Consider the following 16,522-nt stretch of genomic DNA (forward strand, 5'->3'; position numbering starts at 1 on the left):
CAAAATATATTTAAATAAAATGGCAGAAGTTAAACCAGCTGAAGTTTCGGCAATCCTAAAAAAACAACTTACCGGTTTTGAGGCATCAGCTTCATTAAACGAAGTAGGAACCGTATTGACCGTGGGTGATGGTATAGCCCGTGTATATGGACTATCTAACGCTCAGTATGGTGAGCTTGTAGAATTTGAAGGTGGTCTTGAAGGTATCGTTCTTAACCTTGAAGAAGACAACGTAGGTGTTGTACTTCTAGGCCCATCAAAGCACGTTACTGAAGGAGCAACAGTAAAACGTACACAACGTATCGCATCTGTAAAAGTAGGTGAAGGTATCGTAGGTCGTGTTGTTGACACACTAGGTAACCCTATAGATGGTAAAGGACCATTAGAAGGTGAGCTTTATGAAATGCCACTAGAGCGCAAAGCTCCTGGGGTAATCTATCGTCAGCCGGTAAACGAGCCATTACAAACTGGTATTAAGTCTATCGATGCCATGATCCCTGTAGGTCGTGGACAGCGTGAGCTTGTGATCGGTGACCGTCAAACTGGTAAAACAACAGTTTGTATCGATACCATCATTAACCAGAAAGAATTTTATGATGCAGGTGAGCCTGTTTACTGTATCTACGTTGCTGTAGGCCAGAAGGCTTCTACTGTAGCTGGTATAGCAAAGACCCTTGAAGAAAAAGGTGCTCTTGCTTACACAACTATCGTTGCTGCAAACGCATCAGATCCTGCTCCTATGCAGGTATATGCTCCATTCGCAGGAGCTGCAATAGGTGAGTACTTCCGTGATACTGGTCGTCCTGCACTTATTATTTATGATGACCTTTCTAAGCAAGCAGTTGCTTACCGTGAGGTATCATTACTTCTTCGTCGTCCTCCAGGCCGTGAGGCATATCCTGGTGACGTTTTCTTCTTGCACTCACGTCTTCTTGAGCGTGCTGCAAAAGTGATCGCTGATGACGATATCGCAAAAGAAATGAATGACTTGCCAGAAAGTCTTAAGCCTATCGTAAAAGGTGGTGGTTCTTTAACTGCACTTCCTATTATCGAGACTCAGGCGGGTGACGTTTCTGCATATATCCCTACTAACGTAATTTCTATTACAGATGGGCAGATCTTCTTAGAGTCTGATCTTTTCAACTCTGGTGTACGTCCTGCAATTAACGTAGGTATCTCTGTATCTCGTGTGGGTGGATCTGCACAGATCAAATCAATGAAAAAAGTAGCTGGTACACTAAAACTAGACCAAGCTCAGTATCGTGAACTTGAGGCTTTTGCCAAATTTGGTTCTGATCTTGACGCTGCTACTATGAACGTAATTGAAAAAGGTAAGCGTAACGTAGAGATCCTTAAGCAAGCACAAAACGATCCTTATCCAGTAGAAGAGCAAATCGCTATCATCTACGCAGGATCTAAGAACTTGCTAAGAAATGTACCTGTAGATAAAGTAAAAGAATTTGAGAACAACTATATTGAGTTCTTAAATGCTAAGCACAGAGACGTTCTTGACACGCTTAAAGCAGGTAAGCTTACTGAAGAAGTAACAGATACTTTAACAGCTGTAGCTAAAGATATTTCAGCGAAGTATTAATTGAGTAATTAGATCAAGTAAGATTCTGATACACTCATAATTAACTAGAATGGCAAACTTAAAGGAAATAAGAAGCAGGATTTCGTCTGTGGGCTCTACCATGCAGATCACCAGTGCCATGAAAATGGTTTCTGCTGCAAAGCTTAAAAAAGCCCAAGATGCCATCACTGCTATGCGACCATATTCGGATAAGTTGACCGAGTTGCTACAAAGCCTTAGCGCTACTCTGGAAGGAGACAGCGGTAGTCAGTATGCTGAAAACCGTGAGGTTAAAAAGGTACTTGTAGTTGCGATCTCGTCTAACCGTGGTCTTGCAGGAGCATTTAACAGTAACATCGTTAAAGAAGCAAAGAAACTAGCAGAAGTAACTTATGCTGGTAAAGAAGTGCATTTCCTAACCATTGGTAAAAAAGCAGACGACCTTTTAAAGAAAACCTATACTGTAATTCAAAATGAGAACGCAGTATACGATGATCTTACATTTGAAAATGTAGAGGTTATTGCAGAAAAGGCAATGCAACTTTTTAGCGAAGGTCAATACGATCAAGTAGATCTTATTTACAATAAGTTTAAAAACGCAGCTACTCAAATTGTTACAAGAGAACAATTTTTACCTATCGTTCCTTTAAAAGAGCAATTTGAAGATGCAGAAACTCCTAAAAATGTAGATTACATTTTTGAGCCTTCTAAAGAAGAGATCGTTAAGCAACTTATACCTAAGGCGCTTAAAACACAATTCTTTAAAGGAATTAGAGATTCTGTAGCTAGTGAGCATGGTGCGCGTATGACAGCGATGCACAAAGCAACAGATAACGCAAAAGAGCTTAAAGATCAGTTAACATTAACGTATAACAAAGCCCGTCAAGCTGCAATTACAAACGAGATCCTAGAGATCGTAGGTGGTGCAGAAGCGCTTAACGGATAAGATCTTAAAGTCTTACAATTATAGAATCCCACGCAAATGCGTGGGATTTTTTATGCTTTTATTCTAAATTTTTGATCATCGCCCACGTTATCTTTATAAAAACATCCTGCGATGAAAAATAAAGTCTTTCTCCTTTCGATCTTCTTGGCGAGTATTTTTACCGCTTGTGCAAGTCATGATCAGCTTGTTAAAGAGCCGCCATTTAAAATTAATAAGGCTTTCGCCAAAGGTGATCAAACCAAAATCATGGTACATCTCGATGTTACAGAAATGCCAGAAGATGTTGAACTTCTAGCCCTGTATTACAACAAAAGAAAATGTGCCATCGTAGAAAAAGAAGGAAAATATATCGCAGAATTCATTATCAAACCTAGTGACATCATACTTTCAAACGATATGAGTGCCGAGTCACAAAATACAATTCCGCAGCTTCCTGAGGAATCGCCGGTAGGAATAAATGCCACGCAAGCGCTTCTCGTGTACAATGAATCTGGCAAAGAATGGTACTACATTATTGATGAAATCACACGGGAATAGAACTTTTGGCGAAAGCCATAAGACCTCAACAACTTCATAACGCAAAGGCTGAGTTAAAAACCTTAATTTTGAAGCTAAATTCACCACTTTTTTGAGCACACTCAAGCGTTTTGTAAAAGATACTGCCGTTTATGGGCTGGCAACGGTTTTGCCACGCATTATGAACATTATTTTGCTGGGGCTTCATACAGACGCTTTGCCTACTGACGGCTACGCTGTGAACACTTCGTTTTATGTGGGTGCCGCGTTTCTCAATATTTTGCTCACTTACGGGATGGAGACTGCGTTTTTTAGATTTTTCGCTAAGAGCGAAAACAAATCACGCGTGTACAGTACGGTTTTGATCGCGCTAACGACCACTACCCTGTTTTGTGCCGCGCTTCTTGCTTTACTTAAAGATCCCATTGTTGATGGGCTTGAGCTTCCCGTTAAATACTTCTGGTGGCTTTTTGCAGTGGTTTTACTAGACACGCTTGTAGTTGCCCCATTTGCGTATTTAAGAGCGCGTGGAAAGGCATTAAAGTTCGCCGGCGTAAAATTAGTGAACCTTGCGATCTACGTATTACTGAATTTTTTCTTCTTGTGGGCGATACCCAAGTTCGGTTGGGAATTTGACTTTTATGATCCTTTAGATCTTGTACAATACATTTTTATCGCAAACGCAGCTGCGAGTTTGTTTACACTGCTTGTCCTACTACCAGAATTCTTCAAAGTAAAACTCACCTTTGATAAAGCAATTTTCGGGCAATTATGGAAGTACGGCTGGCCTGTGATGGTTGCTGGTCTTGCATTTGTTGTGAACGAAAATTTAGACAAACTTCTTATAGGCAATATGCTTGATAAAGATATCATGGGCGCGTATTCTGGATGTTATAAGTTGGCCGTTTTTATGACCATTTTCATCCAGGCGTTTAGATTAGGCGCAGAACCGTTTTTCTTTAATCATGCAAAAAATAAAAACGCACCGATCACCTATGCTACGATCATGAAGTATTTTGTGATCGTTGGTGCCGGCGGACTGATCATCATCGTTGCGTTTATCGATCCGTTTAAAGAAATGCTCATTAAAAATCCATCGTACTGGAAGGCGCTAGAAATTGTGCCTGTTGTTCTTCTGGCTAATCTTTGCCTGGGAATTTATCACAATCTTGCCGTTTGGTACAAGCTCACAGACAAAACGAGTTACGGAATGTACTTCTCGATTATTGGTGCGATACTAACCATTATACTTAATGTTGTTTTTATTCCGGTGATCGGGTTTATGGCTTCTGCTTACGCCACGCTCGTAGCTTACGGTTTTATGATGTTAATTTCTTACCTCTATGGCAAGAAATATTATGCCATCCCATACGATCTTAAACGCATTTTACTGTATCTATTCATGGCTGTTGCAATTGCTGGTGTTTCCTTTTATCGCTTCCGCGGAAATTATGTGGTAAGTGCCGTTTTGCTTCTTAGCTTTGCAGGCATCGTATTTTTCGCCGAAAGGCAAGAGCTTAAAGCTATTTTAAAGAGAAATTTATAATATGAAAATCAAGATAATTAATAAGTCAAAACACCCATTGCCGCAATACGAAACTGTGGCTTCTGCAGGTGTTGACCTAAGAGCGAATATTGACGAACCTGTAGTGCTTAAACCACTTGAGCGCGCAATAATCCCAACGGGACTTTTTATTGAACTTCCTGTGGGTTATGAAGCGCAGGTGCGCCCGCGTAGTGGTCTGGCTGCAAAAAAAGGAATTACCGTTCTTAACGCTCCTGGAACCGTTGATGCAGACTATCGCGGCGATATTGGCGTTATTCTTGTAAACCTAAGCAACGAGCCGTTTACTGTAGAGAGTGGTGAGCGTGTTGCCCAACTTGTGATCGCTAAGCACGAGCAAGCCCAGTGGGAAGAAGTTGAAGTGCTGAGCGATACCAGTCGTGGTGCTGGCGGCTTTGGCAGTACCGGCACAAAATAAAGTAGAATTAAATTCATTTTCGCTTTCGCGAAAAGTAAACATATGAGAATTATTGTCCCAATGGCAGGTCGTGGTTCGCGACTTCGCCCCCATACCTTAACCGTTCCTAAACCGCTTATTCCTATTGCGGGAAAACCCATTGTGCAACGTCTTGTACAGGATATCGCAAAAGTTCTTGAAGAACCCATTGAGGAAGTTGCTTTTGTGATCGGTGAAGATTTTGGTGAGCAAGTTGAGAAAGATCTTTTGGCTATAGCCAAAGACTTAAACGCAAAAGGAAGTATTTATTACCAAGACAAACCGCTAGGCACAGGTCATGCGATCATGTGTGCACACGATTCTCTAGAAGGTCCTTGTGTGATCGCATATGCAGATACGCTTTTTAGAGCAGATTTTCAGTTAGACAAAGAAGCAGATGGTGTTCTTTGGGTAAAACAAGTAGAAAATCCTAGCGCGTATGGCGTGGTATCGCTTAACGAGAAGAACAACATCACAGGATTAGTTGAAAAACCCAAAGAGTTTGTAACTGATCTTGCCGTGATAGGGATCTATTATTTTAAAGATGCTGCCGTTCTTAAAAATGAATTGCAAGCCGTTCTTGACGCAAATCTTACCCACGTTGGCGAGTACCAGATCAACGACGGTATAAAGCAAATGATGGCAAAAGATTACATCTTTAAACCCGGCCAGATCGATGAGTGGATGGACTGCGGGAACAAAAATGTAACTGTAGAAACTAACGGCCGCATGCTAGATTTCTTAAAGAATGAAGGCGAAGAAACATTGGTTTCTAAAGAAGCTAAGCTTGAGAATGCATCTATCATCCCACCGTGTTACATTGCGCCAGGCGCAGTAATTACAAACAGTACCGTGGGACCTTATGTTTCTGTGGGGCGTGAAACTGTCATTAAAGATTCAACTGTAGAGCACAGTTTGATTCAAAATAAAAGCGTGATTCTAAACGCAAAGTTAAAGAATGCGATGATAGGTAATTACGCAAAATTTGATGGTAATTTTACCGAAATTAGCATAGGAGATTACTCCGTTTTAGAATAGAACCTTTATGCGCATACTGCTAGCAATTTTCTTTTTGATATGGCTTTCGCCAAAAGGCGTTGCACAGGAAGATAATGTCTTGCAGGATGTAAATGTTGACGATCTAGGCAATGTCTCTGACGAATTCCAGGAACTGTTTTTTGAAGCTTTAAAGCAAAAAGGCATCGAGAATTATGAGCTTGCCATCACAGCGTTAGACAAGTGCATAAAGATCAAACCAAAAGAATCTATTCTATATTTTGAAAAAGGTAAGAATCTAGCATCTTTGGGTCAAACCCTAGAAGCTGAACAAAGCTATCTCAAAGCGCTTGAGCTAAAACCTAATCAAGAAGATATTCTTGAAAGTCTGTATGAAGTGTATTATGCGCAACAAGATTTTGAAAAAGCGCTTAATGTACTTTCGCAATTAGCAAAATTTGATCTGCAGTATAAAGAAGATATGGCGCGCATTTATGTGCGTACGCGCAAATTTGAGAAAGCACTTTCTTTACTTGATGAACTAGATGAAAAGTTGGGTAAAGATGCTTATCGCAATATGATACGCGACCAGATCTATACACAGAGCGAAGATGGTTTGCTTGAGAAAGATTTGCTTTCGCGTATAGCGAAAAATCCTAACGAACAGGATTTTTTAAAATTGATCTATGTATATTCTGCCGAGGGAGAAACGCAGAAAGCTTACGAAACTGCACAGCAATTGCTCAAGCTCAACCCTAATTCTGAAGCGGTGCACATTGCACTTTATAAATTTAATCTTGAGAGCGGCGCTGTAGATAAAGCGATCGCTTCTATGCAGAAGGTTTTAAAAAGCGAGTCTATTGAGCCAGAGACAAAGCATTCTCTTCTCAACGATTTTTTACTGTTTACAGAGAAAAATCCTGAGTATGAAACTGAGTTAGAAAATGCAATTAGTCTTTTTCAAGAAAAAGAAGATCTTAACCTCAACTCAGAACTAGCTGAATTTTACCTCAAGAAAAACGACAAGTCTAAAGCGCTAGAAGTCTATCTAGACGCTTATAAAAATAACAGCACAGATCCTACCGTTCTTAAGAATCTGGCGTTGTTATTACTAGATGTTCAAGATTTTAATAAAGCTGCAGAAATTAGCGAAGAAGCCATGATCTTATTCCCGGCGCAACCGCTTTTTTATCTTTCAGCGGGTGTGGCGTACAATGGTTTGCAAAAACCTGATGAAGCTATAGACTATCTAGAGATGGGCGTAGATTTTGTCATTGAGAACAATAAAATGCAGGCTGATTTTTATAATCAGTTGGCTCGTGCTTATGAATTAAAAGGAGACGCTACAAAGGCGGCAGATTACAAGAAAAAAGCAAGCCAACTTACCCAATAAATGATGAAGAATTTTTTTCCATACATACTTTGTGCTTTGTTTTTAACCGGTTGTAAAACCACAAAAACGGGTGTTTCTTCGGCAGAAGATTTGGCTACAGCCAAAGTAATAAAAGCGAGTTATGCCACGCATTTTGATTTTGAAACCTTAGCCAGCCGACTTAAAGTGCGCTACAAAGGGCCAGACAAATCGCAGAATGTGACGCTTAATTTAAGAATGGAAAAAGACAAGACCATTTGGTTAAGCGGTTCTTTGCTGGGTATCACTTTGGCTAAAGCCAAAATAACTCCTAACCGTGTGCAGTATTACGAATCAATAGGTGGAACATACTTTGATGGTGATTTCGCCCTTTTAAGCGAGTTTCTAGGCACTTCATTAAACTTTGAGCAGGTACAGTCTTTATTGCTAGGAGAGCCGATATATGATCTTAGAAACGGTCAATACCTCGCCACCGCTGAAGGCGCCAAGTATAAAATAGAACCAAAGAAGCAACAGGCACTTTTTGATCTGTTTTTCTTTATTAAAGCTGGAGAGTTTACGCTAGAGCAACAACGCATAAAACAAGACCAAGAAAATCGCGAACTCATGGTTTTGTACGGTGATTTCACTGCTTATGAACAAGGCCTTTTGCCAAATACTATTTCGCTTAAAGCGAGAGAAGCATCAGAGATCACAGAAATTGACATTGAGTACAGAAACGTTGATATAAACGTGAATGTGAGTTTTCCATTTTCCATTCCTGATGGATATGAAGAAATAAAATTATAGGCTTGAAGAGAACCTTTTACATAGTTACCTTTTTATTATTTGCAGCTAATTTTTGCGCTCAAGCTCAGTTTGACCGTAAGCAACAATTAGAGCAAAAGCGCAGAGAACTGATCTCGCAAATAGAGCGTATTAATAAGCTGCGTCAAACCAATAAAAAAGAGGAGAAAAATGTTCTTAATCAAGTAGAAGATCTTAATAGTAAGATCGCTGTGCGCGAAAATCTGATAAAGGTAACTAATAGTCAAGTTAACTTACTTACGCAGGATATTAACGAGAATACAAATAAGATCTCCTCGCTGCGCAAAGAGCTTGAAAAACTTAAGGAAGATTATGCCGCGATGGTGCGCAAATCGTATAAAAGTAAAAGTAGCCAGAGTCGTATAATGTTCTTGCTTTCGTCAGAGAATTTCTTGCAGGCATACAAGCGCATACAGTACATGAAACAGTACAGCGATTATCGCAAAGAGCAAGGAGAAGATATTAAAGATCGCACCATATTACTGCAAGAGACAAACAGAAAATTACTGGATCAAAAGAAGGATAAAGAAAAACTCATCGCAGAGAATCGCGTTGCCCGCGAAAAGCTTAAGACCGAAAAAGAGCAGCAAGATAAACTTATGGAGATCATACGTGGAAAAGAGTCTACGTATGCTTCTCAAATAAGAGATAAACAACGCGAAGCAGATAAGATCGATAAGGAAATTGATAAGTTAATTCGTGAGGCAATTGCAGCTTCTAACAAAAAAGTGAGCGGCGGTAATAAAGAGATCGAGAACATGAAAACTTTTGCGCTAACACCAGAGGCAAAAGCACTTGCGACTAACTTTATTTCAAACAAAGGAAAATTACCTTGGCCCGTTGAAACAGGAACTGTTATAAAGAAATTTGGAACCAGTAGACACCCTACGCTACCAAATATTACCACTTATAACAGTGGCGTTGAAATACAAACAGATCCTGGCAGCATGGCAAGAGCTGCTTTTAATGGTACTGTTTTTCAAATACAAGTGATAAAAGGTGGTGGTTATGCAGTGCTAATTCGCCACGGTAATTATCTTACTGTTTATCAAAACCTAAAAAGTCTAAAAGTAAAAGTAGGACAAGATGTTTCCATCAAACAGGAAATAGGCGAAGTTGCCGTGAATCCTTTTAATGGAAAAACGATCTTAAAATTCCTTGTGTTTAAAGACGCTGAACGTCAAAACCCAGCAGATTGGGTTTTTAATATGTAAGCTTACTCTTTAAAGAAAAGCGCTTTTAACTCAGTTGCGTCTTGTGCATCCATTTTACCGGCTAGCACAAGGCTAAGTTGTTTTCGCCGTAAGGCAGCTTCATATCTTGAGATCTCAAGTTCTGTTTCTGGTTTGATCGCAGGGATCTCTACAGGAACTGCGGTTTCATCAACGGCAACAAAGGTATAGATCGCTTCGTTTGCTTTTGTTTTTTGACCGCTCTCACGATCTTCTATCCAGACATCCAGATAAACTTCCATAGAGGTTCTAAATGCACGTGTGATCGAAGCTTCTACAGTCACCACACTTCCCAGCGGAATCGCTTTGTTAAATGCCACGTGATTTACAGATGCAGTAACGGTAAGACGGCGAGAGTGACGACGTGCAGCGATACTTGCAACACGATCCATACGCGCTAGCAATTCTCCACCAAACATATTGTTTAGCGGGTTTGTCTCGTTAGGCAATACAAGATCTGTTTGTACTGCGCGTGATTCTTTTGGGGTTTTAGCTTCCATAGGCGATTTTAGGACTGCAAAATTAACAATCCTATTTAACTTATGAAGCTAACAAAAATGTAAAAGAAGAATTATTCTATTTCCTGAACTAGCATCCAGGCTGCTGTATTTTCATTTTTACGCACGTCGCGTAGTTCTTGCACAGCTTCTGATTTATCTTCATAACTGCCATAAACCACTTGATGTAAACCGTAACGGTTCTCGCCAATGTTGCGCGCTTTAAAGCCTTTTTCTCTAAGTTCTTCAACACGCTTTTCAGCATTTTCTTCTACTCTAAAAGCTCCAGCAACAACGTGGTATTTACCTTTTGGTTTAAAAGCATTAACCTCAACCGCAGGAAATGGATTGTCAATTATAAAGGTTGCATTCTGGATCTTTTGCTCCAGTTTAGACTCGGCTTCTTGCTTTGCAGCGAAATTGTGACTCTCAATGCCCTTAACGTGCTTATAGCCTAACATACCCGCGATGCCTATTGCAAGCATCCCAACGGCTGCATAACGCACCCATAGCGGCGAACCTTTTCTTTCTGGAGTGATAGAAATAGGCGCTTTTTCTTCAAGCGTAGCAACTTGTTTTTTGTATTCTTCTCTTGCTACTGGTTTTGCAGCATAAGAGGCAAGCCCGAAGGATTGCGTTAAGAAGTTTACGTTTTCTTCTGGTTCAAATAGAAGAACTCCGTTTTCATTTCGCGAAAGCGCACCTATCTTATTAAAAGTATAGCTTCCCTCCTGCTCTATTTTGTAAAGCACGATCTGTGTGAACTTCTCGATCTCTTTAAGCGCATCAGGATAAGTGATTTGCTCTGACGACGAAATGTAGTTTGCAAGAAGACCATCATTCTCCTTTATATGACTATTAAAAGAAAGCTTCTTCTTAGGCGGAAAAAACACCTGAAGGTTCTCATCTAGCCTAGCAGAAACGCGCTGAGCTAAAAATGCGCCAAATCCCGGAACGGTAACGCACTCATATCTATATAATAAGTCGCTGATGTAATTGTCTAGTTGCATAACATAAAAATATAAAAAATGTAATGCGGCTTACGCCAAAGTATTTTCTATTTATTAACAATTTCTAATATATTTATATACAATTACTTAGATTATGAATAACGCCGAACTGCATGCCCTACTCACACTACAACACGTCCCGAATCTGGGTGATGTTATGATCAAAAGATTGCTCGCTCGCTTTGAAACTGCACAAGAGGTTTTAAAGCAAAAAAAGCGTGATCTTATGGAAATAGAAGGTATTGGAGAAATTAGGATCAAAGAGTTTTACAACGACGAGCATAAAATAGAAGCTGAAAAAGAACTCAACTTCATAAGAGAAAACAATATTGAATGCGCCGCATTTACAGATGGCCATTATCCTAATCATTTAAAAAAATGTGTAGATGCGCCAGTTTTACTATTCTCTAGAGGAAAGATCGATCTTAAAGATCGCAAAGTAATCTCTATTGTAGGCACAAGAAAAGTAACTTCTCATGGTGTGCATTTTACAAACAAACTCATTGAAGATCTTGCTCCGCTTGATCCTGTGATCATTTCGGGGTTTGCGTATGGTGTTGATATCGCTGCTCACACTGCGGCTGTGGCGCATGGTTTACAAACCGTGGGGGTTGTTGCTCATGGTTTAAATCAGATCTATCCTAAGACTCACAAAAAATACCTTAAAGATGTAGAAGCAAATGGCGGGATTATGACAGACTTCTGGAGTAGTGACAAGTTTGACCGAAAGAACTTCTTACAACGCAACCGTATTATCGCTGGCATAAGTGAAGCCACAATCGTGATTGAAAGTGCTGCAAAAGGAGGAAGCCTTGTAACAGCAGATTTTGCTAATTCTTACAACAGAGATGTTTTTGCAGTTCCTGGGCGACCCAATGATCAACTGAGTCTAGGCTGTAATAATCTTATAAAAGCCACAAAAGCAAATCTGCTTACTTCCGCGGCAGATCTTGTGTATATTTTGGGCTGGGATGTTGACAAACCTGCTAAATCTGTACAAAAACTACTCTTTGTTGAACTTGACGATGATGAACGCAAGATCTATAATTACCTTAAAGAAAATGAGAAAGATCAACTAGACTTTATCGCAAGAGGTTGTGGCTTGCCTATTTTTAAAGTAGCAAGTGTTTTACTCAACATGGAACTTAAAGGTGTTATACGACCGTTACCCGGCAGAATGTTTGAGTTAGTTTAATAACCCACTTTTACACGCACTCTTTGAAGCACATCATTTGCCACGGCACTAGCCTTCTCTGCTCCTACTGCTAGAGCTTCATCTATCTTGCTAAGATCTGCCATGTACTCATTGTACAACGCGCGCTCTTTTTCAAACTTTTCTCTGATCTTATCATAAAGCGCAGTTTTTGCATGGCCATAACCATAACCACCTTGCTCATAGTTTTTGCGCATTTCTGCAAGCTCTTCCGCGGAAGCGACAAACTTATACAGCGTAAAGACGTTGCAAACATCCGGATCCTTAGGCTCTTCTAGCGGTGTGCTATCTGTCTGGATGCTCATGATCTGCTTGCGCAATTGTTTATCTGTTAAGAAAATATTGATGGTATTTCCTTTACTCTTGCTCATTTTTGCGCCATCTGTACCAGGAATGTACATTGTTTCTTCATTATGCTTAACCTCTGGGATCACAAAAGTCTCTCCCATTTGCGCATGAAATCTAGAGGCCACATCTCTGGTCATTTCTATATGTTGCGCTTGGTCTTTACCCACAGGAACGATCTCTGCATCATAAAGCAAGATATCTGCTGCCATAAGCATAGGATATGTGAACAAACCTGAGTTTACATCCTCTAGCCTGTCTGCTTTATCCTTAAAACTATGCGCAAGCGTTAAGCGTTGATACGGGAAAAAACAGCTTAAATACCAAGTCAATTCTGTAACTTGTGGAATATCGCTTTGACGATAAAAAACTGTTTTACTAATGTCAAGCCCGCAAGCAAGCCATACGGCTGCTGTGCTATACGTGTTTTGTCTTAGCTCTTCCCCGTTTTTGATCTGGGTAAGTGAGTGCATATCTGCGATGAAAAGAAAAGATTCGTTTTCTGGCTCGTTAGCCATTTTTATCGCAGGTATAATAGCGCCTAGTAGGTTTCCTAAATGTGGAGTTCCTGTACTTTGTACGCCGGTAAGTATTCTTGACATTAGAAAATTATTTTGCTACAAAGTTATCTTTTTTAAAAAAACAACTCTCTGAGAAATGCCTATTTTTGAACCGCTGTCAAAGCAAATAAATCTGGTATAGCACAAATTGTAATGAAGATCATTCGCAAATTTTTTCTACTTCTTTACCGCATATGGTTTTACATCTTGATCATTGTGCCAATACTTATTCTATTTCCGCTGCTTGTAATTTCTGTAAGTAGAGATAAATGGTATCCTTTTTTCTTTCGCTTAGCGAGAATCTGGGCGAGAATTATTCTTTATGGTATGGGCTTTATGCCAAAGATCAAGCGCCTGCAAAAAACTGAAAAAGGAAAAAGTTATATGTATGTCGCAAACCATACATCTATGACAGACATTATGTTGATGCTACACGTGGTGAAAAATCCTTTTGTCTTTGTAGGAAAGAAAGAATTAGCGAAGTTTCCCATATTTGGTTACTTCTATAAAAAGACTTGCATACTTGTAGACCGCGGAAATGTACACAGTCGAAGAGCCGTTTTTGAAAGTGCCCAGCAACGTCTGCAACAAGGTTTAAGCATTTGTATTTTTCCCGAAGGAGGCGTGCCTAATGATAGACGCATCTTACTAGATAGTTTCAAAGATGGAGCGTTCAGGCTTGCGGCAGAGCACAACATTCCGGTTGTTCCAATGGTTTTTTACGATAATAAAAAACGCTTTTCTTATGATTTCTTTTCCGGTGGACCGGGTAAAATGCGCGTCAAGGTTCTTGAGTTTATTTCGCCAGACGGCGAAAGTATTGAAGACCGAAAGTCGCTACGCCAGCAAACACGCGATGTGATCCTCGAAGAATTAAAAGCAGACCATAAAAAATAGAAAAACCGCCCTAACCCAAGGCGGCTTTTCTTCATCATTGCATTTGCAATAACCTAACCAACTAAAAAACTAACCTAATTGTTGATATTCTCCTTTTTCACGAGAATTCATGAAGCTAGCAATTAACACCTCATGAACTCTTAGAGTCGTTAAAACTTAATACTTACACCGGTGTAAAGCCCCATATAATAAGGCTTAAAGTCACTTACGGCGTTTTTATAAGCATTAAGCTGGTATTTAAAAATTGGTTCAAGATTTAGTTTAATATTCTCAGTCATTTTATAATCTAGTCCCAGACCTACGTTTGTAGAAAAACTGGTGTTATTAAGACTGTTAGATTCTCCTAATAGGCTGCTTTGATCGCCGTCTATCAGTTTAATTTCGTTGTTATTTAAAAACAGTGTGCTCACACCGCCTATCACGTTAATCCCTATTTTTTTATCAAGCACAGCATATTGCAATTCTAGTGGAACTTCTAGATAACCTACTCGCTGTCCTATCACGCCGCCGCTTATTGTGCTGGTCTGCCCTACTTCAGAGAACGTGCCAATACTTGCCATGTTCAACAAGGCTTCACTAGAACGGGCATTAACGACCTCAATGCTGTTATCCTTTTTATAATCTATACTGCTTATCGCATGCGCCGAAAATCCCGGAGTAAACGCCACATTGCCCGTGCGGTAACTTAGATCTACTTTATTAACCCCAGAGCGAATGGTAAGTTTATCGTTAACCGCATAACTCACCTGCACACCATAACTTAGGTTTACATCTCCTTGATTTGAGTTTTCATTAAACTCTGCCGCAATACCATTACCGCCAAAACTTCCATAATACACCGGCGCAAGATTAGGCGCGATTCCCCAGCGTTTTGCCTTTTCTTCTGGTTCATTCTCTGCAACCGCTTCACGCTCTTTGTTAAGTTCATCTACAAGCTCTGGCAAGGTTTTTTCCTCCTCATTTTCCTGCTGTTTTTCATTTTCTGCAACAGCGGTAATTGTAGTTTGATCTACATTTTGCAGCGCGTTATTCTTGTTGTTTTGGCTTTCGCCAAAAGTTTCCAGACCACCAATATTTTGGTTTTGCGCAACAGCATTTTGCGTGTTTGCATCTACCTTTTCTATCGGCGTCTTTTTCGCGGAAGCGTTATTGTTAGTAGCGTTTTTGTCTACCGTTGTTACAATTGCAGTGTTGTTTTTTGTAGCAGTAACTTTAGGATTTGGTAAGTTATTGTTCGATTTTGATTGAGTTGCTTTTGATTCTTCTTTCTCTTGATCATTACCAATTACAACCTGAGTATTCACCACATCTGAAGTATCACTAAGATCTGTCTTTACAGGCGTATCTTGATCTACAAGCGCTGGTGTAACTTGTTGTGGATCTTGATTTGTGAAGAACATATTTGCCAGACCAAAAAGCACAGCGATAAGAGCCGCAACACCGGCAACACGCCACCACAGCGGGATAACGCGTGATTTTTTCTTTTGCTGAGCTGCAAGAATATTTTGCCACACCGCATCGCTAGGAGCAGCCTCAAAGTCCTTGAACTTCTCTTGAAATAATCTATCTATGTTTTTCTCCTCCTTCACAGGGTTGAAGATTTAATATTATCGTTTTGCAAAGCGTTGATCTTGTCTTTTAAAATAGATCTGGCTCTGGCCAAATTTGATTTTGAAGTTCCTTGTGAGATCTTCAGCATTTTTGCGATCTCTTTGTGGGCGTAGCCATCCATGACATACAGGTTAAAAACCAGCCTGTATCTATCTGGCAACTCCTGAATGATCTTGAGTAAAAAATCTACTTTAAGATCATCTTCATCAACTTCTACAGTAACTTCTTTAACGTTCTCTTCATTGACCAGCTCAAGCGTATCTTGCTTTCTATATTTCTGCAGCGCAGTATTGATCGTGATGCGCTTGAGCCAGCCTTCAAAAGAGCCTTTAAACTTGTATTGATCTAGTTTTTCAAATATTGTAATGAATGCGTCCTGCAAGTTATCTTCTGCTTGCGCCCGGTCACGAGAATACTTCAAGGCTACAGTAAATAGCGTATTTGCATAGCGCTTATACAGCTCTTCTTGTGCCTTGGGTCTTTTCTTCTTGCATTCATCAATAAGTTGTTCTAGACCCAAATTATAGTTTTAATTGTCTGACTTTACCGGAACTTCTACTGTTAAATATTCTGGTTCATCGTTCTCATCATATCCTTTGAAGAACTTAAATACATAGGTGTAATTATAAAGCACCTCAAGGTTAAGATTTGTCTCTACAGTATCAGTAGTAGTCTCACAGTCATTTCTTTCTAACACACGGTTTACAACATATACAAATCTTGTACTGTCTTGTCTTGTATAGTCATACCCTTCAAAATAGTGACAGGTAGATGGGCTAACGTATTTTACCGGGATTTGGTATCTGTCTCCTATTACTAAACTGTCTGGAAACTCTACCTCAGCCACCGGCATAGCCTCAAACCTAAAATCAATCGTGTCATCATCAACAGAACAGCTGGCTAGCAATGCCGCTATTCCTAAAAATAAAAAAACCTTTTTCATCTTG

17 protein-coding genes are annotated in these 16,522 nt (G+C 39.9%); 11 read left to right on the forward strand and 6 right to left on the reverse strand.

The genetic code is table 11. The features are described from left to right. The first annotated feature begins 19 nt into the window (after positions 1-19). From atpA to ACZ5L8_RS13640, 9 genes are all read left to right on the forward strand, one after another. Positions 20-1,594, forward strand: coding sequence for a F0F1 ATP synthase subunit alpha (gene atpA / locus ACZ5L8_RS13600; RefSeq protein WP_462600107.1), 1,575 nt, complete (start codon positions 20-22; stop codon positions 1,592-1,594). 49 nt (positions 1,595-1,643) lie between these two features. Next, positions 1,644-2,519, forward strand: coding sequence for an ATP synthase F1 subunit gamma (gene atpG / locus ACZ5L8_RS13605; RefSeq protein ID WP_464438234.1), 876 nt, complete (start codon positions 1,644-1,646; stop codon positions 2,517-2,519). Between the two features lie 111 nt (positions 2,520-2,630). Further along, the gene (locus ACZ5L8_RS13610) at positions 2,631-3,056 is read left to right on the forward strand and encodes a hypothetical protein (RefSeq protein WP_464438235.1); all 426 of its coding nucleotides are present in this window, start codon (positions 2,631-2,633) and stop codon (positions 3,054-3,056) included. A 91-nt stretch (positions 3,057-3,147) separates the two neighbouring features. After that, positions 3,148-4,581, forward strand: a complete 1,434-nt coding sequence (locus ACZ5L8_RS13615; protein ID WP_464438236.1) for an oligosaccharide flippase family protein — start codon at positions 3,148-3,150, stop codon at positions 4,579-4,581. A 1-nt stretch (position 4,582) separates the two neighbouring features. Next, complete coding sequence (gene dut / locus ACZ5L8_RS13620) at positions 4,583-5,017, forward strand: dUTP diphosphatase (RefSeq protein WP_464438237.1); 435 nt, start codon at positions 4,583-4,585, stop codon at positions 5,015-5,017. A 42-nt stretch (positions 5,018-5,059) separates the two neighbouring features. Beyond that, on the forward strand, positions 5,060-6,073 hold the full coding sequence (locus ACZ5L8_RS13625) for a sugar nucleotidyltransferase (RefSeq protein WP_464438238.1): 1,014 nt from the start codon (positions 5,060-5,062) through the stop codon (positions 6,071-6,073). A 7-nt stretch (positions 6,074-6,080) separates the two neighbouring features. Continuing rightward, positions 6,081-7,424, forward strand: coding sequence for a tetratricopeptide repeat protein (locus ACZ5L8_RS13630; RefSeq protein ID WP_464438239.1), 1,344 nt, complete (start codon positions 6,081-6,083; stop codon positions 7,422-7,424). Then, a complete protein-coding gene (gene lolB1, locus ACZ5L8_RS13635; protein ID WP_464438240.1) occupies positions 7,425-8,192 on the forward strand; it encodes a lipoprotein insertase outer membrane protein LolB1 in 768 nt (255 codons plus the stop codon). A gap of 2 nt (positions 8,193-8,194) precedes the next feature. Then, positions 8,195-9,424, forward strand: coding sequence for a murein hydrolase activator EnvC family protein (locus ACZ5L8_RS13640; protein WP_464438241.1), 1,230 nt, complete (start codon positions 8,195-8,197; stop codon positions 9,422-9,424). 2 nt (positions 9,425-9,426) lie between these two features. On the opposite strand, the gene ACZ5L8_RS13645 is transcribed toward ACZ5L8_RS13640, so the two are convergent. Both ACZ5L8_RS13645 and ACZ5L8_RS13650 read right to left on the reverse strand, forming a co-directional pair. Further along, entirely contained in the window at positions 9,427-9,942 is a 516-nt protein-coding gene (locus tag ACZ5L8_RS13645) for an acyl-CoA thioesterase (RefSeq protein ID WP_462600098.1), read from the reverse strand. A gap of 71 nt (positions 9,943-10,013) precedes the next feature. Further along, positions 10,014-10,949, reverse strand: a complete 936-nt coding sequence (locus ACZ5L8_RS13650; RefSeq protein WP_464438242.1) for an HU domain-containing protein — start codon at positions 10,947-10,949, stop codon at positions 10,014-10,016. A gap of 94 nt (positions 10,950-11,043) precedes the next feature. Here ACZ5L8_RS13650 and dprA point away from each other — a divergent pair, with 94 nt between their 5' ends. Further along, the gene (gene dprA, locus ACZ5L8_RS13655; protein WP_464438243.1) at positions 11,044-12,144 is read left to right on the forward strand and encodes a DNA-processing protein DprA; all 1,101 of its coding nucleotides are present in this window, start codon (positions 11,044-11,046) and stop codon (positions 12,142-12,144) included. Here the strand turns inward: dprA and trpS are convergent. Then, positions 12,141-13,109: a tryptophan--tRNA ligase gene (trpS, locus tag ACZ5L8_RS13660; protein ID WP_464438244.1), complete on the reverse strand. Its 969-nt coding sequence runs from the start codon at positions 13,107-13,109 to the stop codon at positions 12,141-12,143. The genes dprA and trpS overlap by 4 nt on opposite strands. 111 nt (positions 13,110-13,220) lie before the next feature. On the opposite strand from trpS, the gene ACZ5L8_RS13665 reads away from it, so the two are divergent. Further along, a complete protein-coding gene (locus ACZ5L8_RS13665) occupies positions 13,221-13,964 on the forward strand; it encodes a lysophospholipid acyltransferase family protein (protein ID WP_464438245.1) in 744 nt (247 codons plus the stop codon). Positions 13,965-14,113: 149 nt separating this feature from the next. On the opposite strand, the gene ACZ5L8_RS13670 is transcribed toward ACZ5L8_RS13665, so the two are convergent. The 3 genes from ACZ5L8_RS13670 to ACZ5L8_RS13680 are packed head-to-tail and all read right to left on the reverse strand — an operon-like array spanning position 14,114 to position 16,518. Continuing rightward, complete coding sequence (locus ACZ5L8_RS13670) at positions 14,114-15,553, reverse strand: hypothetical protein (RefSeq protein ID WP_464438246.1); 1,440 nt, start codon at positions 15,551-15,553, stop codon at positions 14,114-14,116. Continuing rightward, positions 15,550-16,095 (reverse strand): RNA polymerase sigma factor, encoded by a 546-nt coding sequence (locus ACZ5L8_RS13675; RefSeq protein ID WP_462600092.1) that lies wholly within the window; start codon positions 16,093-16,095, stop codon positions 15,550-15,552. The genes ACZ5L8_RS13670 and ACZ5L8_RS13675 overlap by 4 nt, the downstream gene beginning before the upstream one ends. A gap of 9 nt (positions 16,096-16,104) precedes the next feature. Further along, complete coding sequence (locus tag ACZ5L8_RS13680; protein WP_462600091.1) at positions 16,105-16,518, reverse strand: membrane lipoprotein lipid attachment site-containing protein; 414 nt, start codon at positions 16,516-16,518, stop codon at positions 16,105-16,107. Positions 16,519-16,522: the final 4 nt, after the last annotated feature.

This window comes from Leeuwenhoekiella obamensis, assembly GCF_055391795.1.